At 40.3% G+C, this 17,759-nt stretch carries 13 protein-coding genes; 10 read left to right on the top strand and 3 right to left on the bottom strand.

All coding sequences use genetic code 11. The annotated features are described in order from the left end of the window. Positions 1-316 precede the first annotated feature (316 nt). The 6 genes from HMPREF1516_RS04375 to HMPREF1516_RS04350 all read left to right on the top strand — a co-directional run bounded on the left by HMPREF1516_RS04375 (position 317) and on the right by HMPREF1516_RS04350 (position 6,230). Complete coding sequence (locus HMPREF1516_RS04375; RefSeq protein ID WP_033605880.1) at positions 317-2,017, top strand: acetolactate synthase large subunit; 1,701 nt, start codon at positions 317-319, stop codon at positions 2,015-2,017. Further along, entirely contained in the window at positions 2,010-2,486 is a 477-nt protein-coding gene (gene ilvN, locus HMPREF1516_RS04370) for an acetolactate synthase small subunit (protein ID WP_001253806.1), read from the top strand. Before HMPREF1516_RS04375 ends, ilvN begins: the two co-directional genes overlap by 8 nt. Before the next feature lie 90 nt (positions 2,487-2,576). Further along, positions 2,577-3,599 (top strand): ketol-acid reductoisomerase, encoded by a 1,023-nt coding sequence (ilvC, locus tag HMPREF1516_RS04365; protein ID WP_000290683.1) that lies wholly within the window; start codon positions 2,577-2,579, stop codon positions 3,597-3,599. Positions 3,600-3,678: 79 nt separating this feature from the next. Beyond that, entirely contained in the window at positions 3,679-4,929 is a 1,251-nt protein-coding gene (ilvA, locus tag HMPREF1516_RS04360; RefSeq protein WP_033605879.1) for a threonine ammonia-lyase IlvA, read from the top strand. An 82-nt stretch (positions 4,930-5,011) separates the two neighbouring features. After that, on the top strand, positions 5,012-5,908 hold the full coding sequence (locus HMPREF1516_RS04355; protein ID WP_033605878.1) for an SPFH domain-containing protein: 897 nt from the start codon (positions 5,012-5,014) through the stop codon (positions 5,906-5,908). Positions 5,909-6,014: 106 nt separating this feature from the next. After that, positions 6,015-6,230 carry a capsule biosynthesis transcriptional regulator gene (locus HMPREF1516_RS04350; RefSeq protein ID WP_000241003.1) on the top strand — a complete coding sequence of 72 codons (216 nt, stop codon included), beginning with the start codon at positions 6,015-6,017 and terminating at the stop codon, positions 6,228-6,230. A 92-nt stretch (positions 6,231-6,322) separates the two neighbouring features. Here the strand turns inward: HMPREF1516_RS04350 and HMPREF1516_RS04345 are convergent, their stop codons facing one another. Then, on the bottom strand, positions 6,323-7,063 hold the full coding sequence (locus HMPREF1516_RS04345; protein ID WP_000193355.1) for an amino acid ABC transporter ATP-binding protein: 741 nt from the start codon (positions 7,061-7,063) through the stop codon (positions 6,323-6,325). Further along, a complete protein-coding gene (locus HMPREF1516_RS04340; RefSeq protein ID WP_033605877.1) occupies positions 7,060-8,628 on the bottom strand; it encodes an ABC transporter substrate-binding protein/permease in 1,569 nt (522 codons plus the stop codon). Before HMPREF1516_RS04340 ends, HMPREF1516_RS04345 begins: the two co-directional genes overlap by 4 nt. A gap of 130 nt (positions 8,629-8,758) precedes the next feature. Here HMPREF1516_RS04340 and HMPREF1516_RS04335 point away from each other — a divergent pair, with 130 nt between their 5' ends. After that, on the top strand, positions 8,759-10,651 hold the full coding sequence (locus HMPREF1516_RS04335) for a DUF2207 domain-containing protein (protein ID WP_033605876.1): 1,893 nt from the start codon (positions 8,759-8,761) through the stop codon (positions 10,649-10,651). Between the two features lie 59 nt (positions 10,652-10,710). Then, complete coding sequence (locus tag HMPREF1516_RS04330) at positions 10,711-11,556, top strand: undecaprenyl-diphosphate phosphatase (RefSeq protein ID WP_000280786.1); 846 nt, start codon at positions 10,711-10,713, stop codon at positions 11,554-11,556. Positions 11,557-11,589: 33 nt separating this feature from the next. Here the strand turns inward: HMPREF1516_RS04330 and dinB are convergent, their stop codons facing one another. Beyond that, on the bottom strand, positions 11,590-12,651 hold the full coding sequence (dinB, locus tag HMPREF1516_RS04325) for a DNA polymerase IV (RefSeq protein WP_033605875.1): 1,062 nt from the start codon (positions 12,649-12,651) through the stop codon (positions 11,590-11,592). A 238-nt stretch (positions 12,652-12,889) separates the two neighbouring features. On the opposite strand from dinB, the gene pflB reads away from it, so the two are divergent. Together pflB and HMPREF1516_RS04315 are read left to right on the top strand one after the other, a co-directional pair. Beyond that, a complete protein-coding gene (gene pflB, locus HMPREF1516_RS04320) occupies positions 12,890-15,205 on the top strand; it encodes a formate C-acetyltransferase (RefSeq protein ID WP_000260616.1) in 2,316 nt (771 codons plus the stop codon). Between the two features lie 318 nt (positions 15,206-15,523). Then, positions 15,524-17,759 (top strand): Spy0128 family protein (locus HMPREF1516_RS04315; RefSeq protein WP_033605874.1); only part of this gene is annotated, 2,236 nt, incomplete at its 3' end.

Below are 17,759 nucleotides of genomic sequence, written 5' to 3'. Positions count from 1 at the left end.
AGAAGGAAGTCACATAGTGGCTTCCTTTTTTATTACCTTTATTTCACACAGATTTGCTGAATATATTATGGAAATTTAGGAATTAAATGAAAATCTTGCCAACTTCCATCCCATGTACGAAGAAATTAGACTGATTTAATAAATGAAAGCAAGGAAAAGTTCCTTATTTTGATGATATGTTAATAAAAATGATAAAAAAGTTCATAAATACACTTTTAGATAGAAAATTCAGAAAATTGCTTCTTTTGTCTTGAAAATTTTTGAAAAAATGGTATGATAGTAACAAGCTATTTTTAAGAGAAGAGAAAGGGGAACAATGGAGAAAATCAGTTTAGAATCTCCTAAGACGGGGTCGGACCTAGTTTTGGAAACACTTCGCGACTTAGGAATTGATACCATATTTGGCTATCCTGGTGGTGCAGTCTTGCCTTTGTATGATGCGATATATAATTTTAAAGGCATTCGCCACATTTTAGGACGCCATGAGCAAGGTTGTTTGCACGAAGCTGAAGGATATGCCAAATCAACTGGAAAGTTGGGTGTTGCTGTCGTCACGAGTGGACCGGGAGCTACAAATGCCATTACAGGGATTGCAGATGCCATGAGCGATAGCGTTCCCCTTTTGGTCTTTACGGGCCAGGTGGCGCGAGCAGGGATTGGGAAGGATGCCTTTCAGGAGGCGGATATCGTGGGAATTACCATGCCAATCACTAAGTACAATTACCAAGTTCGTGAGACGGCAGATATTCCTCGCATCATTACGGAAGCTGTTCATATCGCAACGACAGGTCGTCCAGGGCCTGTCGTGATTGACCTACCAAAAGACGTATCTGCCTTAGAGACAGATTTCATCTATTCACCCGAAGTGAATTTGCCAAGCTATCAGCCGACTCTGGAGCCAAATGACATGCAAATCAAGAAGATCTTGAAGCAATTGTCAAAAGCCAAGAAACCTGTTTTATTAGCAGGTGGTGGAGTTAGTTATGCAGAAGCAGCTACAGAACTCAATGAGTTTGCAGAACGCTACCAAATTCCAGTCGTGACCAGTCTTTTAGGACAAGGTACGATTGCAACGAGTCATCCGCTCTTCCTAGGAATGGGGGGCATGCACGGGTCTTTCGCAGCTAATATTGCCATGACGGAAGCCGACTTTATGATTAGTATTGGTTGTCGTTTCGATGATCGCTTGACCGGAAATCCTAAGACCTTTGCGAAGAATGCTAAGGTTGCCCACATTGATATTGATCCAGCCGAGATTGGTAAGATTATCAGAGCAGATATTCCTGTGGTGGGCGATGCTAAGAAAGCCTTGCAGATGCTGTTGGCAGAACCAACTGTTCATAACAATACTGAGAAATGGATTGAAAAAGTCACCAAGGACAAGAATCGAGTTCGTTCTTATGATAAGAAAGAACGTGTGGTTCAACCTCAGGCTGTTATTGAATGCATCGGTGAGTTGACGAATGGAGATGCCATTGTTGTAACTGACGTTGGTCAACACCAAATGTGGACGGCTCAGTATTATCCTTACCAAAATGAGCGCCAGTTAGTCACTTCAGGTGGTTTAGGTACCATGGGATTTGGAGTTCCTGCAGCTATCGGAGCTAAGATTGCCAATCCGGAAAAAGAAGTCATCCTTTTTGTCGGTGATGGTGGCTTCCAGATGACCAATCAGGAACTAGCTATTTTGAACATTTACAAGGTACCGATTAAGGTTGTCATGTTGAATAACCACTCCCTAGGAATGGTTCGTCAGTGGCAGGAATCCTTCTATGAGGGTAGAACTTCCGAGTCAGTCTTTGATACACTTCCTGATTTCCAGTTGATGGCACAGGCTTACGGCATCAAAAACTATAAATTTGATAATCCGGAGACGCTAGAGAAGGATCTAGAAGTCATTCTGGAGGATGTGCCGATGTTTATCGAGGTGGATATTTCTCGTAAGGAACAGGTTTTACCGATGGTACCAGCTGGTAAGAGCAATCATGAGATGTTGGGGGTGAAGTTCCATGCGTAGAATGTTAACAGCAAAACTACAAAATCGTTCAGGAGTCCTCAATCGTTTTACAGGTGTCCTTTCACGTCGCCAAGTCAATATTGAGAGTATCTCAGTTGGTGCGACAGAGAATCCTGATGTATCACGGATTACCATCATTATCGATGTAGCTTCACACGATGAAGTAGAGCAAATCATTAAACAACTGAATCGTCAGATTGATGTGATTCGCATTCGAGATATCACAGATAAACCACACTTGGAAAGAGAAGTTATCTTGGTGAAGGTATCTGCTCCTGCTGAAAAACGTGCAGAAATCTTGGCCATTATCCAACCTTTCCGTGCAACGGTAGTAGATGTGGCTCCAAGCTCCATCACTATTCAGATGACTGGAAATGCTGAAAAGAGTGAAGCTTTATTGCGAGTGATTCGACCATATGGTATCAAAAATATCGCTCGTACGGGTGCAACTGGATTTACCCGCGACTAATACTCTTTGATTTTTATTGAGTATAAAATCCAGCATAAATTTGTTAAACCAGCCTAAAAGGCAATAAATAATAGAAAAGAGAGAAAAACTATGGCAGTTCAAATGGAATACGAAAAAGATGTTAAAGTAGCAGCGCTTGACGGTAAAAAAATCGCCGTAATCGGTTATGGTTCACAAGGACATGCGCATGCGCAAAACTTGCGTGATTCAGGTCGTGATGTCATCATCGGTGTGCGCCCAGGTAAATCTTTTGACAAAGCAAAAGAAGATGGTTTTGACACTTACACAGTAGCAGAAGCAACTAAATTGGCTGACGTTATCATGATCTTGGCACCAGATGAAATCCAACAAGAATTGTACGAAGCAGAAATCGCTCCAAACTTGGAAGCAGGAAATGCAGTTGGATTTGCCCATGGTTTCAACATCCACTTTGAATTTATCAAAGTTCCTGCAGATGTAGATGTCTTCATGTGTGCTCCTAAAGGACCAGGACACTTGGTACGTCGTACTTACGAAGAAGGTTTTGGTGTTCCAGCTCTTTATGCAGTATACCAAGACGCTACAGGAAATGCGAAAAATATTGCTATGGACTGGTGTAAAGGTGTTGGAGCAGCTCGTGTTGGTTTGCTTGAAACAACTTACAAAGAAGAAACTGAAGAAGATTTGTTTGGTGAACAAGCTGTACTTTGTGGTGGTTTGACTGCCCTTATCGAAGCAGGTTTTGAAGTCTTGACAGAAGCAGGATACGCCCCAGAATTGGCTTACTTTGAAGTTCTTCATGAAATGAAATTGATCGTTGACTTGATCTATGAAGGTGGATTCAAGAAAATGCGTCAATCAATTTCTAACACTGCTGAATACGGTGACTATGTATCAGGTCCACGTGTGATTACTGAGCAAGTCAAAGAAAATATGAAAGCTGTTTTGGCAGATATCCAAAATGGTAAATTTGCAAATGACTTTGTAAATGACTACAAGGCTGGACGTCCAAAATTGACTGCTTACCGTGAACAAGCAGCTAACCTTGAAATTGAAAAAGTTGGTGCTGAATTGCGTAAAGCAATGCCTTTCGTTGGTAAAAACGACGACGACGCATTCAAAATCTACAACTAATTCTTGTGAAGAAAAACAGAAGGCGAGTTGGGGGTACCTAACTCGCTTTTTATCTTAAAAAGTATTTGAGGAGGAGACAATGCTAAGTGCAAAAGACGTGGTGAAAGCCCACAAAGTATTGAGTGGTGTAGTAGTCAATACTCCGCTTGATTATGATCATTATTTATCGGAGAAGTATGGTGCTAAGATTTATTTGAAGAAGGAGAATGCCCAGCGTGTTCGTTCCTTTAAGATTCGCGGAGCCTATTATGCCATCTCTCAACTATCAAAAGAAGAACGTGAGCGTGGTGTAGTCTGTGCCTCTGCAGGAAATCACGCCCAAGGTGTCGCCTATACTTGTAATGAGATGAAAATTCCTGCAACCATCTTTATGCCCATCACAACACCGCAACAAAAGATTGGACAGGTCCGCTTTTTTGGTGGTGATTTTGTGACAATTAAGTTAGTTGGGGATACCTTTGATGCTTCTGCTAAGGCAGCACAAGAATTTACAGTTTCTGAAAACCGCACCTTCATTGATCCTTTTGATGATGTCCATGTTCAGGCTGGTCAAGGGACTGTCGCTTATGAGATTCTTGAAGAAGCCCGTAAAGAGTCTATTGATTTTGATACAGTACTTGTACCAGTAGGCGGTGGTGGATTGATTGCCGGTGTTTCAACTTACATCAAGGAAACCAACCCGACTATTGAAGTGATTGGGGTAGAAGCCAATGGAGCCCGCTCTATGAAAGCTGCCTTTGAGGCTGGGGGACCAGTTAAACTCAAAGAAATTGATAAGTTTGCTGATGGGATAGCTGTACAGAAAGTTGGACAGTTGACCTATGAAGCGACCCGAAAGAATGTTGAAACGCTGATTGGGGTGGACGAGGGATTGATTTCTGAAACCTTGATTGATCTTTATTCCAAACAAGGTATTGTAGCAGAACCAGCCGGAGCTGCCAGCGTTGCAGCCTTGGAAGTTTTATCAGACTATATCAAAGGCAAGACGATTTGTTGTATTATTTCTGGAGGAAATAACGATATCAACCGCATGCCAGAGATGGAAGAACGTGCCTTGATTTACGATGGAATCAAGCATTACTTTGTAGTGAATTTCCCACAGCGTCCAGGAGCTCTCCGAGAGTTTGTAAATGACATTTTGGGGCCAAATGATGACATCACTCGTTTTGAATATATCAAACGAGCAAGCAAGGGGACGGGCCCTGTCTTGATTGGGGTAGCTCTTGCCAATAAGCATGATTATGCTGGATTGATTCATCGTATGGAAAAGTTTGACCCGTCTTATATTAATTTGAATGGAAACGAAACATTGTATAACATGTTAGTTTAAACTAAAATAAAATTATTATCATATTATTTGCGTAATGATAACGATGGTGTTATAATGAGGGTGATGAAAGGGGGAGATTCCCATGGTTTTACAAATTTTACTTGTTTTATTGTTTTTAGTGGTGATTGCATCAGTGATTACGATTAGTTCTGTATATGTGGTTCGACAACAATCTGTCGCTATCATAGAACGCTTTGGTAAATACCAAAAGTTGAGCAATAGTGGTATTCATTTGCGGGCTCCCTTTGGGATTGATAGGATTGCGGCAAGAGTTCAACTACGCTTGTTGCAAAGTGAGATTGTTGTAGAGACAAAGACGCAAGATAATGTATTTGTAACGATGAATGTAGCAACTCAGTATCGAGTAAATGAAAACAACGTCACAGATGCCTATTATAAATTGATGCGTCCAGAAGCCCAAATCAAATCCTATATTGAAGATGCTTTGCGCTCATCTGTACCAAAGCTAACCCTAGATGAGTTGTTTGAGAAGAAGGATGAAATCGCCTTAGAAGTTCAAAAACAAGTGGCAGAAGAAATGTCTACGTATGGGTATATCATTGTCAAAACGCTGATTACTAAGGTTGAACCTGATGCTGAAGTAAAACAATCAATGAATGAAATTAACGCGGCCCAACGTAAGAGAGTTGCGGCGCAAGAACTTGCTGAAGCAGATAAGATTAAGATTGTGACCGCAGCAGAAGCAGAAGCAGAAAAAGATCGCCTACATGGTGTAGGGATTGCAGAACAGCGTAAAGCGATTGTTGACGGACTGGCTGATTCTATCAAAGAGTTAAAGGGAGCTAATGTTGAGCTGACTGAAGAACAAATCATGTCTATCCTATTAACGAACCAGTATTTAGATACGTTGAATAATTTTGCGGATAAAGAGGGTAATAATACAATCTTCCTACCAGCAAATCCTAATGGAGTTGAGGATATAAGAACTCATATATTATCGGCTTTAAAAGCCAAATAAAAATATGCAGAATAATATAGTTGTGACGAATATATGTTTTTTTATTGACAGATGAAATAAAAACGTATACAATTAAGAATTGTAAAGAATAATTCAGGAGAAGAACATGGTTAAGTCAAACTTTGAAAAGGTAGAAGCAGTTGTTGGCTGGGTTCGTGATAAGAAGATCACAGGTTACCGTATCTCTAAAGAAACGAATGCGCGTGAAATGTCTATCATTGCTCTAGCACAAGGACGCGCAAAAGTTAAAAATATTTCATTTGAAACAGCTCTTAGTTTAATCGATTTCTATGAAAAAAATCATGAAAAATTTGAAGATTGAACTGTGGTTACAGGCAGATTCCTGAATCGAGTCTGCCTTTTATTTACAATTACAAACTAAAAAGACTGCATTCTGTATGCAGTCTTTATTTATTAATTGAGATAACGCTGAAGGAATTCTTTGGTCCGTTCTTCTTTAGGGTTTGTGAAGAGTTCTTCAGGTTTACCTTCTTCAGCAATGACGCCCTTATCCATAAAGATGACACGGTGAGAGACATCGCGAGCGAATTCCATTTCGTGGGTTACGACGATCATGGTCAAGCCTTCTTGAGCCAAATCCTGCATAATTTTGAGGACTTCTCCGACCATTTCAGGGTCAAGGGCAGATGTTGGTTCGTCGAAGAGAATGGCATCAGGATTCATGGAGAGTGCACGAGCGATAGCTACACGTTGCTTTTGTCCACCTGAAAGTTGTTTAGGCTTGGCTTGCCAGTAACGTTCTCCCATACCAACTTTTTCGAGATTCTCTTTGGCAATTTTTTCAGCTTCAGAGTGGTCGCGTTTGAGTACAGTCGTTTGGGCAACGATAGTATTTTCAAGGACATTCAGATTTTCAAAGAGATTGAAAGATTGGAAAACCATACCGAGCTTTTCACGATAATGGGTGAGGTTATAGCCTTTTTCTAGGACATTTTCTCCGCGATAGAGAATCTCTCCTCCTGTAGGTGTTTCGAGTAAATTGATTGAACGAAGGAAGGTTGATTTTCCGCTTCCCGAGCTTCCGATGATGGAAATAACCTCTCCTTTATGGACGGTGAGAGAAATGTCTTTTAGCACTTCGTTTTGCCCATAGGATTTTTTTAGGTGTTTGATTTCAAGGATTGGTTGTGTCATTTTTTCAAATCCCCCGTTTGCATTTGGTTAGCACCTGTAGTGTAAGTATCCATGTCCATATAGCGTTCGATAAAACGTAGGATACGGGTCACAGTGAAGGTGAGGACAAAGTAAATCACTGCAATGATGGTAAAGGTCTGGAAGTATTGATAGGTTTGCGTCGCTACAGTATTTCCTGAGAAATAAAGCTCGACAACTGAAATAACGTTCAATACAGAGGTATCTTTGATATTGATGACAAACTCATTACCAGTAGCAGGTAGAATATTACGGACAACCTGAGGAAGGACAATTTTACGCATGGTTTGATTGTGGGTCATACCAAGAGCGGTTGCAGCTTCGAACTGTCCCTTGTCAACTGCTAGAATACCACCACGAACGATTTCTGTCATGTAGGCGCCTGTGTTGATTGAGACGATAAAGATAGCAGCCAGTGTCCGATCGAGATTGATACCGAAAGCTTGAGCAGTTCCATAGTAGATAACCATGGATTGAACAATCATCGGTGTACCACGGAAGATTTCAATATAGACATTGAGAATCCAACCGACTAGTTTTTGTAGGCTGTAAATGGCTTTGTTTTCCGAGAGAGGAGCCGTACGGAAGACACCAATGGCAAGACCGATAATGAGACCTACGATAGTTCCGATGATTGAGATTAAAAGAGTGACACCTGCGCCGCGCACGAGCTGTTGCCAGTTTTCAGAAAGAATTTTAGCAACTTGGCTGAAGAAATTACTGCTACTTTCTTCAGTTGTTGTGGCTTCGGCAGGTTGCTCCTGAATCATACGATCCATCAGAGCAACTTGTTCATCTTTGGAGATGGTTTCAATACTCGCATTGATTTGGCTGATGCGGCTGTCATCTTTACGAAGTCCAATGGCAATAGCTGTATCTTCTTCGCCAGTTTTGAAACCGGGTTCTACTTGGACCATCTTGAACTTAGAGTTAGCGGCTTCAGCAGTCAGTGCTTCAGGGCGTTCCGAAACATAGGCATCAATAACACCGGCTTCCAGAGCTTGACGCATTTGAGCGAAGTCGCCCATAGCTGTTTCTTTTTTGGCACCTGGAATTTGAGAAATCAAATCATAAAGGTAAACACCTTGTTGAGAAGTGATTTTTGCTCCGCTAAAATCTTCCAAAGATTTGGCATTTGCATAGGCAGAGTCCTTTTTAACCAATAGAACTGGCTCGCTAGTATAGTAACTGCTTGAAAAGGCAATTTCTTGTTTACGTTCAGCGGTTGGGCTCATACCGGCAATGATCATATCGATTTTGCCAGAAGTAAGGGCTGGAACAAGTCCTTCCCACTTGGTTTTCACGACCAAAGGTTCCTTACCTAGATCTTTGGCAATCTTTTTAGCGATTTGAACATCATAGCCGTTGGCATATTGGTTGGTACCGTCGATTTTGACAGCACCATTACTATCGTCGTCTTGGGTCCAGTTGAAGGGAGCGTAAGCTGCCTCCATTCCGATGCGTAAATATTCGTCGGCTTGGACTTGGCTAACCAGTCCTAATGTAAGGGCTAGGCTAGCAAGGATAGATAAGCATAATTTTTTCATGTTTTCTCCTATTTCTAGTCTAAAAATGACTTCTCTCTATTGTATCTAAAAATGGTGAGATTTTCAATACAAGTAAGCCTTTACTTATAAAAAATGATATAATGGTGAAAAGATTGAAAGGGAATCGATTATGAAAAAAAGATGGCTGGTGACTTTGGTATTTGCTTGTTTATTATTTATACCGAGCTTAGTTTTTGCAGTAGACTTTGATATTTTATCCTATCAGGGAGATTTGAATATTCATGCAGATAATACTGCGATTTTTAAGGAAACAATCACCTACCGTTTTGGAGATGATTATAATGGCCAGCTAGTTGGACTAGGAAAAGCTGGGAAAATGCCAGAAGGATTTGACATTGATCCCGACCCGACCGTTCAAGTGTCTAAAAATGGGCAAATTATTCAAAATGTTTCCTTTTATACTATGGAGGAAGAGGACGGCTACAAGGTAAAAATTTATAATGCTGGATATGCCGGAGATACTGTTCGGGTGACGGTTACCTGGAAACTAACAAACCTTCTCTTCTTATATCAGGATATCGCTGAGCTAAATTGGCAACCCTTGACAGATAGTTCTGGAGATATTAAAGAGTTTGAGTTCAAGGTTAGCTCTGAAAATCCAGCAGAGAAACTCTATTTCCATACAGGAAAACTCTTTAAGGAAGCTAGTATCAAAAAGGTAAATGATTTCTACCAGGTCAAGATGAAAGATCTTCCGAGAAATCGTCAGGTGGAACTACATGCTTACTGGCCGAGAAGTGCTTTTTCAGAAGCTCCAGATCAAGGATTGGTATCTGATAACCTCATTTGGTTTAAAAGAGTTGAGCTTGAAATAGCAAGTGAAAAAGCTTCGGACAAGATTGTGATGATGTGGCTTATTCCAATTGTTTTGACGGTTCTTCTGTTTGTCGGTTTAATCTTTTATAAACGTTTCAAAAAAGAAATTAGTCCCAAGAAGAAATTTGCTAAGAACCATCGTCTCTATGAGCCACCTATGGATTGGCCGCCAATGGTTTTAGCAGAGAGTGTATATTCCTTATCACTGAGCGAAATGAAACCGGGAGCAAAAGGATTTGGTCGTTTTACATTTGAACGAGTCATTCAGGCTACTTTGCTGGATCTAGTAGATAGAGGGCATTTGGCTATTAAGAAAGGGGAAAAAGAGCCAATTCTTAAAATCATAAATGAAAGTGGATTGGCAAATTTTGAGAAGGAATGTCTGACACTCTGCTTTTCAGATAAGAAAGAGTTGGCAATTTCGGATCTGTTTTCAGATTATCAGGTTTCACCAAGTATTTATCGTGGAGTTTCTAAAAAGGATGCAAAGCAGGTTCAGGAGATAGGGAAGCAACTGAAACGTTCGTTTGATAGACGCATCTCTAACATTGAAAAGCGCGTCAAAGACAAGGTGCATGCGTTGCGTATTCCAAATTATTACCGTCCTTTGAGTACGGGTGAGAAGAAACTATCTCTGGCTATGTGGATTGGATTAATTGGTTCAGCCGTAGGGAGCTGGCTATTCTTCTACTGTAGTTGGAACACGTATGGTTTTGTTTCGTTCTACCTCCTCTTTTTGGGATTACTTGCTTCCATTATTTTAGTGCTAATTTATGTTGTAACATACGGGTATTATGATAATGGCGTCTTGACAGATGAAGGGGCAGAGGCTTACTATCACTGGAAGAGTTTTGAAAATATGCTTCGCAATATCGCCCGTCTAGACAAGGCTGAGTTGGAGAGTATCGTCCTTTGGAATCGCCTTCTGGTCTATGCGACTCTTTTTGGTCATGCCAAGAAGGTCAGCCAATTAATGAAAGTTCGGCAAATCCATCTTGAGAATCCAGACTTGGACAGTTACATTGTCTATGGCTGGTATGCGCAACTTCATACCTATACTGGACAGATGAAATACTATGCAGCGGTCGCAAATACAGCAAGCAATTACTCCGTCTCTTCTGGAAGTGGTTCTTCAGGTGGAGGATTCTCAGGAGGCGGAGGCGGTGGTAGCATCGGTGCTTTCTAAAAAATCTATCGCAGAATCCGAAATTATGCTATAATAGAGGACAGAAAAAGGAGTAATACATGTATCTTATTGAAATTTTGAAGTCGATCTTTTTTGGGATTGTTGAAGGAATTACAGAATGGTTGCCCATTTCAAGTACTGGTCACTTAATCTTAGTTGAAGAATTTGTACAATACAAGGACCAAAATGAAGCCTTCATGTCCATGTTTAATGTTGTCATTCAGCTCGGCGCTATCTTAGCGGTTATGGTCATTTACTTTAACAAGCTTAATCCTTTTAAACCTGGTAAAAATAAGGTAGAAGTCCGTCGAACTTGGCAATTGTGGTCAAAAGTCCTCGTTGCGACCTTGCCTTTATTGTTAGTCTTTAAGCTGGATGATTGGTTTGACACTCATTTTCATAATATGGTATCAGTTGCTATTATGTTGATTATCTATGGGGTTGCCTTTATCTATCTTGAAAAAAGAAATAAGGCGCAAGCTATTGAACCAACAGTCACAGAACTTGAAAAGCTTCCCTACAAGACAGCCCTCTATATCGGACTTTTCCAAGTCCTCGCCCTCTTCCCAGGAACGAGCCGTTCAGGTGCGACGATTGTCGGTGGTTTGTTAAATGGAACGAGTCGCTCTGTCGTAACAGAGTTTACCTTCTATCTCGGAATTCCTGTTATGTTCGGAGCTAGTGCTTTAAAGATTTTCAAATTTATTAAAGCAGGTCAACTATTGAGTTTTGGACAACTATTCCTGCTTTTGGTTGCTATGGGTGTTGCCTTCGCGGTCAGCATGGTTGCTATTCGCTTCTTGACTGGCTATGTGAAGAAGCACGACTTTACCCTCTTTGGTAAATACCGTATCGTACTCGGTAGTGTCTTGTTGCTCTATAGTTTTGTGCGTTTATTTGTATAAGAAAAAGCTTGAGGGAATCTTCCTTCAAGCTTTTTAAAATCCTGTTACTGTGACTCCTAGTAAACGGATGCCTTTTTCTTTTTCAGCTAGTTCTTCGTAGAGTTGAAGGGCAGTTTGAGAAATCTGACTAGCGTCCTGTGTTGCTTTTGGGAGGCTTTTTCGTCTAGTTAGAGTGGAAAAGTCAGCATATCGTATTTTGAGGATAATGATTTTTCCAGCTTTGTCCTGCGTGCTGAGATTGAGAGCTACCTTTTCGGAGAGAAGAGTCAGCTCTTTTTTGATGTCTTCTTCTACTTGCAGGATTTTTCCGTAGGTTTTTTCCTTGCCAATGGACTTGCGAATACGATTGGCCTTGACCGGTGAATTGTGAATACCACGAGCCTTTCGATAAAGGTCATAGCCCAGTCTGCCAAAACGGTCTATCAGGGTCACTTCAGGGACTTCAAGCAAATCAGCGCCGGTAAAAACACCCATTTGATGAAGTCTTTCCACCGTCTTTTTTCCTACTCCATGAAACTTGGAAATATCCATTTGTTTGAGAAAATCCTCAGCCTGATCTGGGAGGATGACTGTTAAACCATGTGGTTTTTGATAGTCACTAGCCATTTTAGCTAAGAATTTGTTATAAGAGACGCCTGCAGAAGCAGTCAGATGTAGCTCCTGCCAGATATCTTGTTGGATGAGGCGGGCTATTTTGACAGCTGACTTGATACCGAGTTTATTTTCCGTTACATCCAAGTATGCCTCGTCAATACTCATAGGTTCAATCAAATCAGTGTAGCGTTTAAAAATAGCACGAATCTCAAGTCCCACAGTCTTATACTTTTCATAATTTCCTGAGATAAAGATAGCTTGGGGACAGCGCTCATAAGCTTCTTTAGAGCTCATGGCTGAATGAACACCAAAAGCTCGCGCCTCATAGCTACAGGTAGAAACGACACCACGTCCACCTGTTTGTCTGGGGTCACTCCCGATGATGACAGGTTTGCCCTTTAACTTAGGATTATCTCTGATTTCCACCGCAGCAAAAAAGGCATCCATGTCGATATGGATGATTTTTCTTGACAAATCATTTAATAAAGGAAAAATCAACATGTCTGGTCCCCTTTTTACTGCTTATTTTCTTTTATTATACCCTTTTTTCTGAAAAAAAGAAAAAAGGCTTTAATTTTTTCAAAAATATAATACAGTTTGGGATAAAATATAGACTGTTTTAGAAAAGAAAGTGTAAAAATAGGGATTTATCACTTGTTGAAATCGGTTACTGTATGGTATACTTGTCTCATGAATGTAACAGATGGATGTTACTAGAAAGAAAAATGAGGACATTAACATGGTTGTTAAGACAGTTGTTGAAGCACAAGATATTTTTGATAAAGCTTGGGAAGGCTTCAAAGGCGTAGATTGGAAAGAAAAAGCAAGTATTTCTCGCTTCGTTCAAGCTAACTATACACCTTACGATGGAGATGAAAGTTTCCTTGCTGGACCAACAGAACGTTCACTTCACATCAAAAAAATTGTAGAAGAAACAAAAGCACATTACGAAGAAACTCGTTTCCCAATGGACACTCGTCCAACATCTATTGCTGATATTCCTGCTGGATTTATCGACAAAGAAAACGAATTGATTTTTGGTATCCAAAACGATGAACTCTTCAAATTGAACTTCATGCCAAAAGGTGGTATCCGTATGGCTGAAACTACTTTAAAAGAAAATGGATACGAACCAGATCCAGCTGTTCACGAAATCTTTACAAAATACGTAACAACAGTTAACGACGGTATTTTCCGTGCTTACACTTCAAATATCCGTCGTGCTCGTCACGCTCACACTGTAACTGGTCTTCCAGATGCTTACTCACGTGGACGTATCATCGGTGTTTACGCACGTCTTGCTCTTTACGGTGCAGACTACTTGATGCAAGAAAAAGTAAACGACTGGAATGCAATTAAAGAAATTGATGAAGAAACAATCCGTCTTCGCGAAGAAGTAAACCTTCAATACCAAGCATTGCAACAAGTTGTTCGCTTGGGTGACCTTTACGGTGTTGACGTTCGCAAACCAGCGATGAACGTCAAAGAAGCTATCCAATGGGTGAACATCGCCTTCATGGCTGTCTGCCGTGTTATCAACGGTGCTGCAACATCTCTAGGACGTGTGCCAATCGTACTCGATATCTTTGCAGAACGTGACCTTGCTCGTGGTACATTTACTGAATCAGAAATCCAAGAATTCGTTGATGATTTCGTTATGAAACTTCGTACAGTTAAATTTGCTCGTACAAAAGCTTATGACCAATTGTACTCAGGTGACCCAACCTTCATCACAACTTCTATGGCTGGTATGGGTAACGACGGTCGTCACCGTGTTACTAAGATGGACTACCGTTTCTTGAATACTCTTGACAATATCGGTAACTCTCCAGAACCAAACTTGACAGTTCTTTGGACTGACAAATTACCTTATAGCTTCCGTCGTTACTGTATGCACATGAGCCACAAACACTCTTCAATCCAATATGAAGGTGTTACAACAATGGCTAAAGACGGATACGGTGAAATGAGCTGTATCTCATGTTGTGTATCTCCACTTGACCCAGAAAATGAAGAACAACGTCACAACATCCAGTACTTCGGTGCTCGTGTTAACGTATTGAAAGCCCTTCTTACTGGTTTGAACGGTGGTTACGACGATGTTCACAAAGACTACAAGGTATTTGACATCGAACCAATCCGTGACGAAGTTCTTGAATTCGAATCAGTTAAAGCTAACTTTGAAAAATCTCTTGACTGGTTGACTGACACTTACGTAGATGCTTTGAACATCATCCACTACATGACTGATAAGTACAACTACGAAGCTGTTCAAATGGCCTTCTTGCCAACTAAACAACGTGCAAACATGGGATTCGGTATCTGTGGATTTGCCAACACTGTTGATACATTGTCAGCAATCAAATACGCTACAGTTAAACCAATCCGTGACGAAAATGGCTACATCTACGATTACGAAACAATCGGTGAATACCCACGTTGGGGTGAAGATGATCCACGCTCAAACGAATTGGCAGAATGGTTGATTGAAGCTTACACAACTCGTCTACGTAGCCACAAACTCTACAAGAACGCAGAAGCCACAGTATCACTTTTGACCATCACATCTAACGTTGCTTACTCTAAACAAACTGGTAACTCACCAGTCCACAAAGGCGTATACCTCAACGAAGATGGTTCTGTGAACTTGTCTAAACTTGAATTCTTCTCACCAGGTGCTAACCCATCTAACAAAGCTAAAGGTGGATGGTTGCAAAACTTGAACTCACTTGCTAGCCTTGACTTTGGTTACGCAGCTGATGGTATCTCATTGACAACTCAAGTTTCACCTCGTGCTCTTGGTAAAACTCGTGACGAACAAGTGGACAACTTGGTAACAATCCTTGATGGTTACTTCGAAAACGGTGGACAACACTGTAACTTGAACGTAATGGACTTGAAAGATGTTTATGACAAGATTATGAATGGCGAAGATGTCATCGTTCGTATCTCAGGATACTGTGTAAACACTAAATACCTCACTCCAGAACAAAAAACTGAATTGACACAACGTGTCTTCCACGAAGTTCTTTCAATGGATGACGCATTGAGCTAAGATTCAATTAGAATGGAAAGAAAGCTAGTCTATAGGACTGGCTTTTTTCTATATCTAAAAGATAAATTTTCGACATATCATATGAAAAATACTGAGAGATCTTGTTAATTCTGGTGACAATGTGTTGAAATTCGAGAGAATAATATAATAAAATCTTATAAAAATATATTTTCTAGTTATTAAACTTGAATAGATTGTATTGAGATGTTATAATATAATGGATAAACTCTAGTTAGTGATAGGGTTTGTCAAAATGGTATGATGTAATCTCTTAGGGAGATTAGAAATAAAAATTTCATATAGAAAAGAGGAGAAGAGATGTCGAAAAGCAAAGCGTTAAACATGCTTTCTAAATTTTCTGCGTTAGCTTTTGCTATTTTAGGCCTAGCATCTGTTTTGATAGGCATTGTTAAAGCAGATAATCCTGTTTCAAAAGAATTGACACAAGTAATTACAGGTATTGATCTGTTAGATGCTTCAGATACTAAGCAAAATGTGAGTTCAGAAGGAGATTTCTCGCTTCGTACGAATTTAGCATATAAGCTTCGCGTGACGTTCGATCTCAAGCAGTACAATGAGAACTTGAATAACGGGGATTATTTTACTTTTGATATTCCGGCTCCCATGACGGTTTATAATGGTAATCAGGAGTTGATTGATCCGGTTACTCAAGTAGCTATAGGAGAGGCAGTAGTCACATCCAATGGTAATGACCAAGGTGGCAAGGCAAAGATAACCTTGAAGAACCTGGATAAATACTTGGCTAAAACTGGAGGAGACAAAGTAAAGGATGTATCTGGTAACTTTTCTGCATCATTTAGATTCTTAAAGGATCAAAATAAAACTCCAATTAATTTTAATTCTTCTTCAATGAAGCAAGAAATTAAACATGTTTATAGTTCGAAAACGATTTCAGGTCCTAAAGTTGGGACTGAGAACTATGCAAAGGCAGGGGGTCAGGCATCACGTGACAATTGGACTTCTGAAAAATTAGCAGCTATTGGATCAGTTAGCAAAGGAGATGCTGTTTCAAACTGGAGGGTACGTGTAAATACGGAAAAACAAGATTTTGGACAGAACATTGTTCTACACGATACGATTCCAAACGACGATACATCCTATACTCCTGCTCAATACATACCAGAAACTTTGAGAGTTTACAGGGCGGATATTACTGGTGGAACGTCCGCTGTTCCTGATGATGCTGTATTATTATCTGAGGGAAAAGACTATACCGTTTCGTGGAATGAAAACTATACTTCATTTGATATAACCTTTAAAGATGGAACGACATCTTACTTTGTTACTTACAGTACTACCACTCCGAATGATGGTACTAAAGTAGCAAATATCGCAGCCTTGTCTCTGGCAGACGGAACAAAATTGGCTCAAAATACAAGTCGTCCAGGAGCTCTTAGCATGAAAGCAGAAGCGACTTCCTTGATTTCAGGGACTATCGTAGCTTCTACAGCTTACCAAATTAAGATTAATAAGACAGATGCCTTCACTCTTGCACCTGTTCCAGGAGCAGTTTATACTGTAACTGCAACAGATGATGCAAGTGAAACAACAGAAGTGACTACAAATGAAAAAGGAGTAGCATTGACTAAAACTTATGATCAGAAATGGGAAGGTAAAACTTTCAAGATTAAAGAGAAGACAGCTCCAGCTGGTTATAAGCTAGATGAGAAAGAGTATACAGTTAAACTCGGAGCAGCAGGTTCTACTATTAATCTTAAAGATGAACCAGTTCCAGCTGTATTCAATGTGACTGCTAAGAAAGTGGTAGAAGGTCGTACAGATAAACTTCCTAAAGCAGATGAGTTTACTTTCAACCTATACACAGCAGAGAACTTGAAGACTCCAGTAGCTACAGCGAAATCAAAAGCTGACGGAACGATTACCTTTGAGAATATTGAGTTGAAAGGTGCGGGAACTTATCGCTACATCATCAAAGAAGATACTTCAAATGCAATCGATGGTATCACATTTGATGAGGAAGGCAAGGAAGTTACTGTAACAGCAGCATTCCAAGGTGGCGTATTGAAAGCTTCTGTTACTTCAGCAGAACCAACTTTCACTAACACTTATAAAGCCGCTTCAACAAGCGCGACAATCAAAGCAACTAAGAAGATTACAGGTAATAAAGAACTTGTGGCTGATGCTTATACTTTCGAATTGAAAGAAAAAGATGCAGTTGTAGCTACAGCTAAGAACACTGCTTCAGGCGAAGTTGTCTTCAACGTCAACTACACCGAAGCAGGAGAGCACACTTACACTATTACTGAAAAAGCAGGAACAGAAGCAGGTGTGACCTACTCAACAGAATCCTACACAGTTAAAGTGAATGTAGTAGATAACGGTCAAGGTCAATTGGTTGCGACTGTAGAAAATCCGGATGCAGAACGTGTCTTCACTAACACTTATAAAGCCGCTTCAACAAGCGCGACAATCAAAGCTAAGAAAGTCTTGAATGGTAAAGACCTTGTGGCTGATGCTTATACTTTCGAATTGAAAGAAAAAAATGCAGTTGTAGCTACTGCTAAGAACACTG

Origin of the sequence: Streptococcus sp. CM6 (assembly GCF_000526095.1) — a bacterium.
Lineage (GTDB): Bacteria > Bacillota > Bacilli > Lactobacillales > Streptococcaceae > Streptococcus > Streptococcus oralis_BW.
This window is presented reverse-complemented; position numbering and strand designations above follow the sequence as displayed.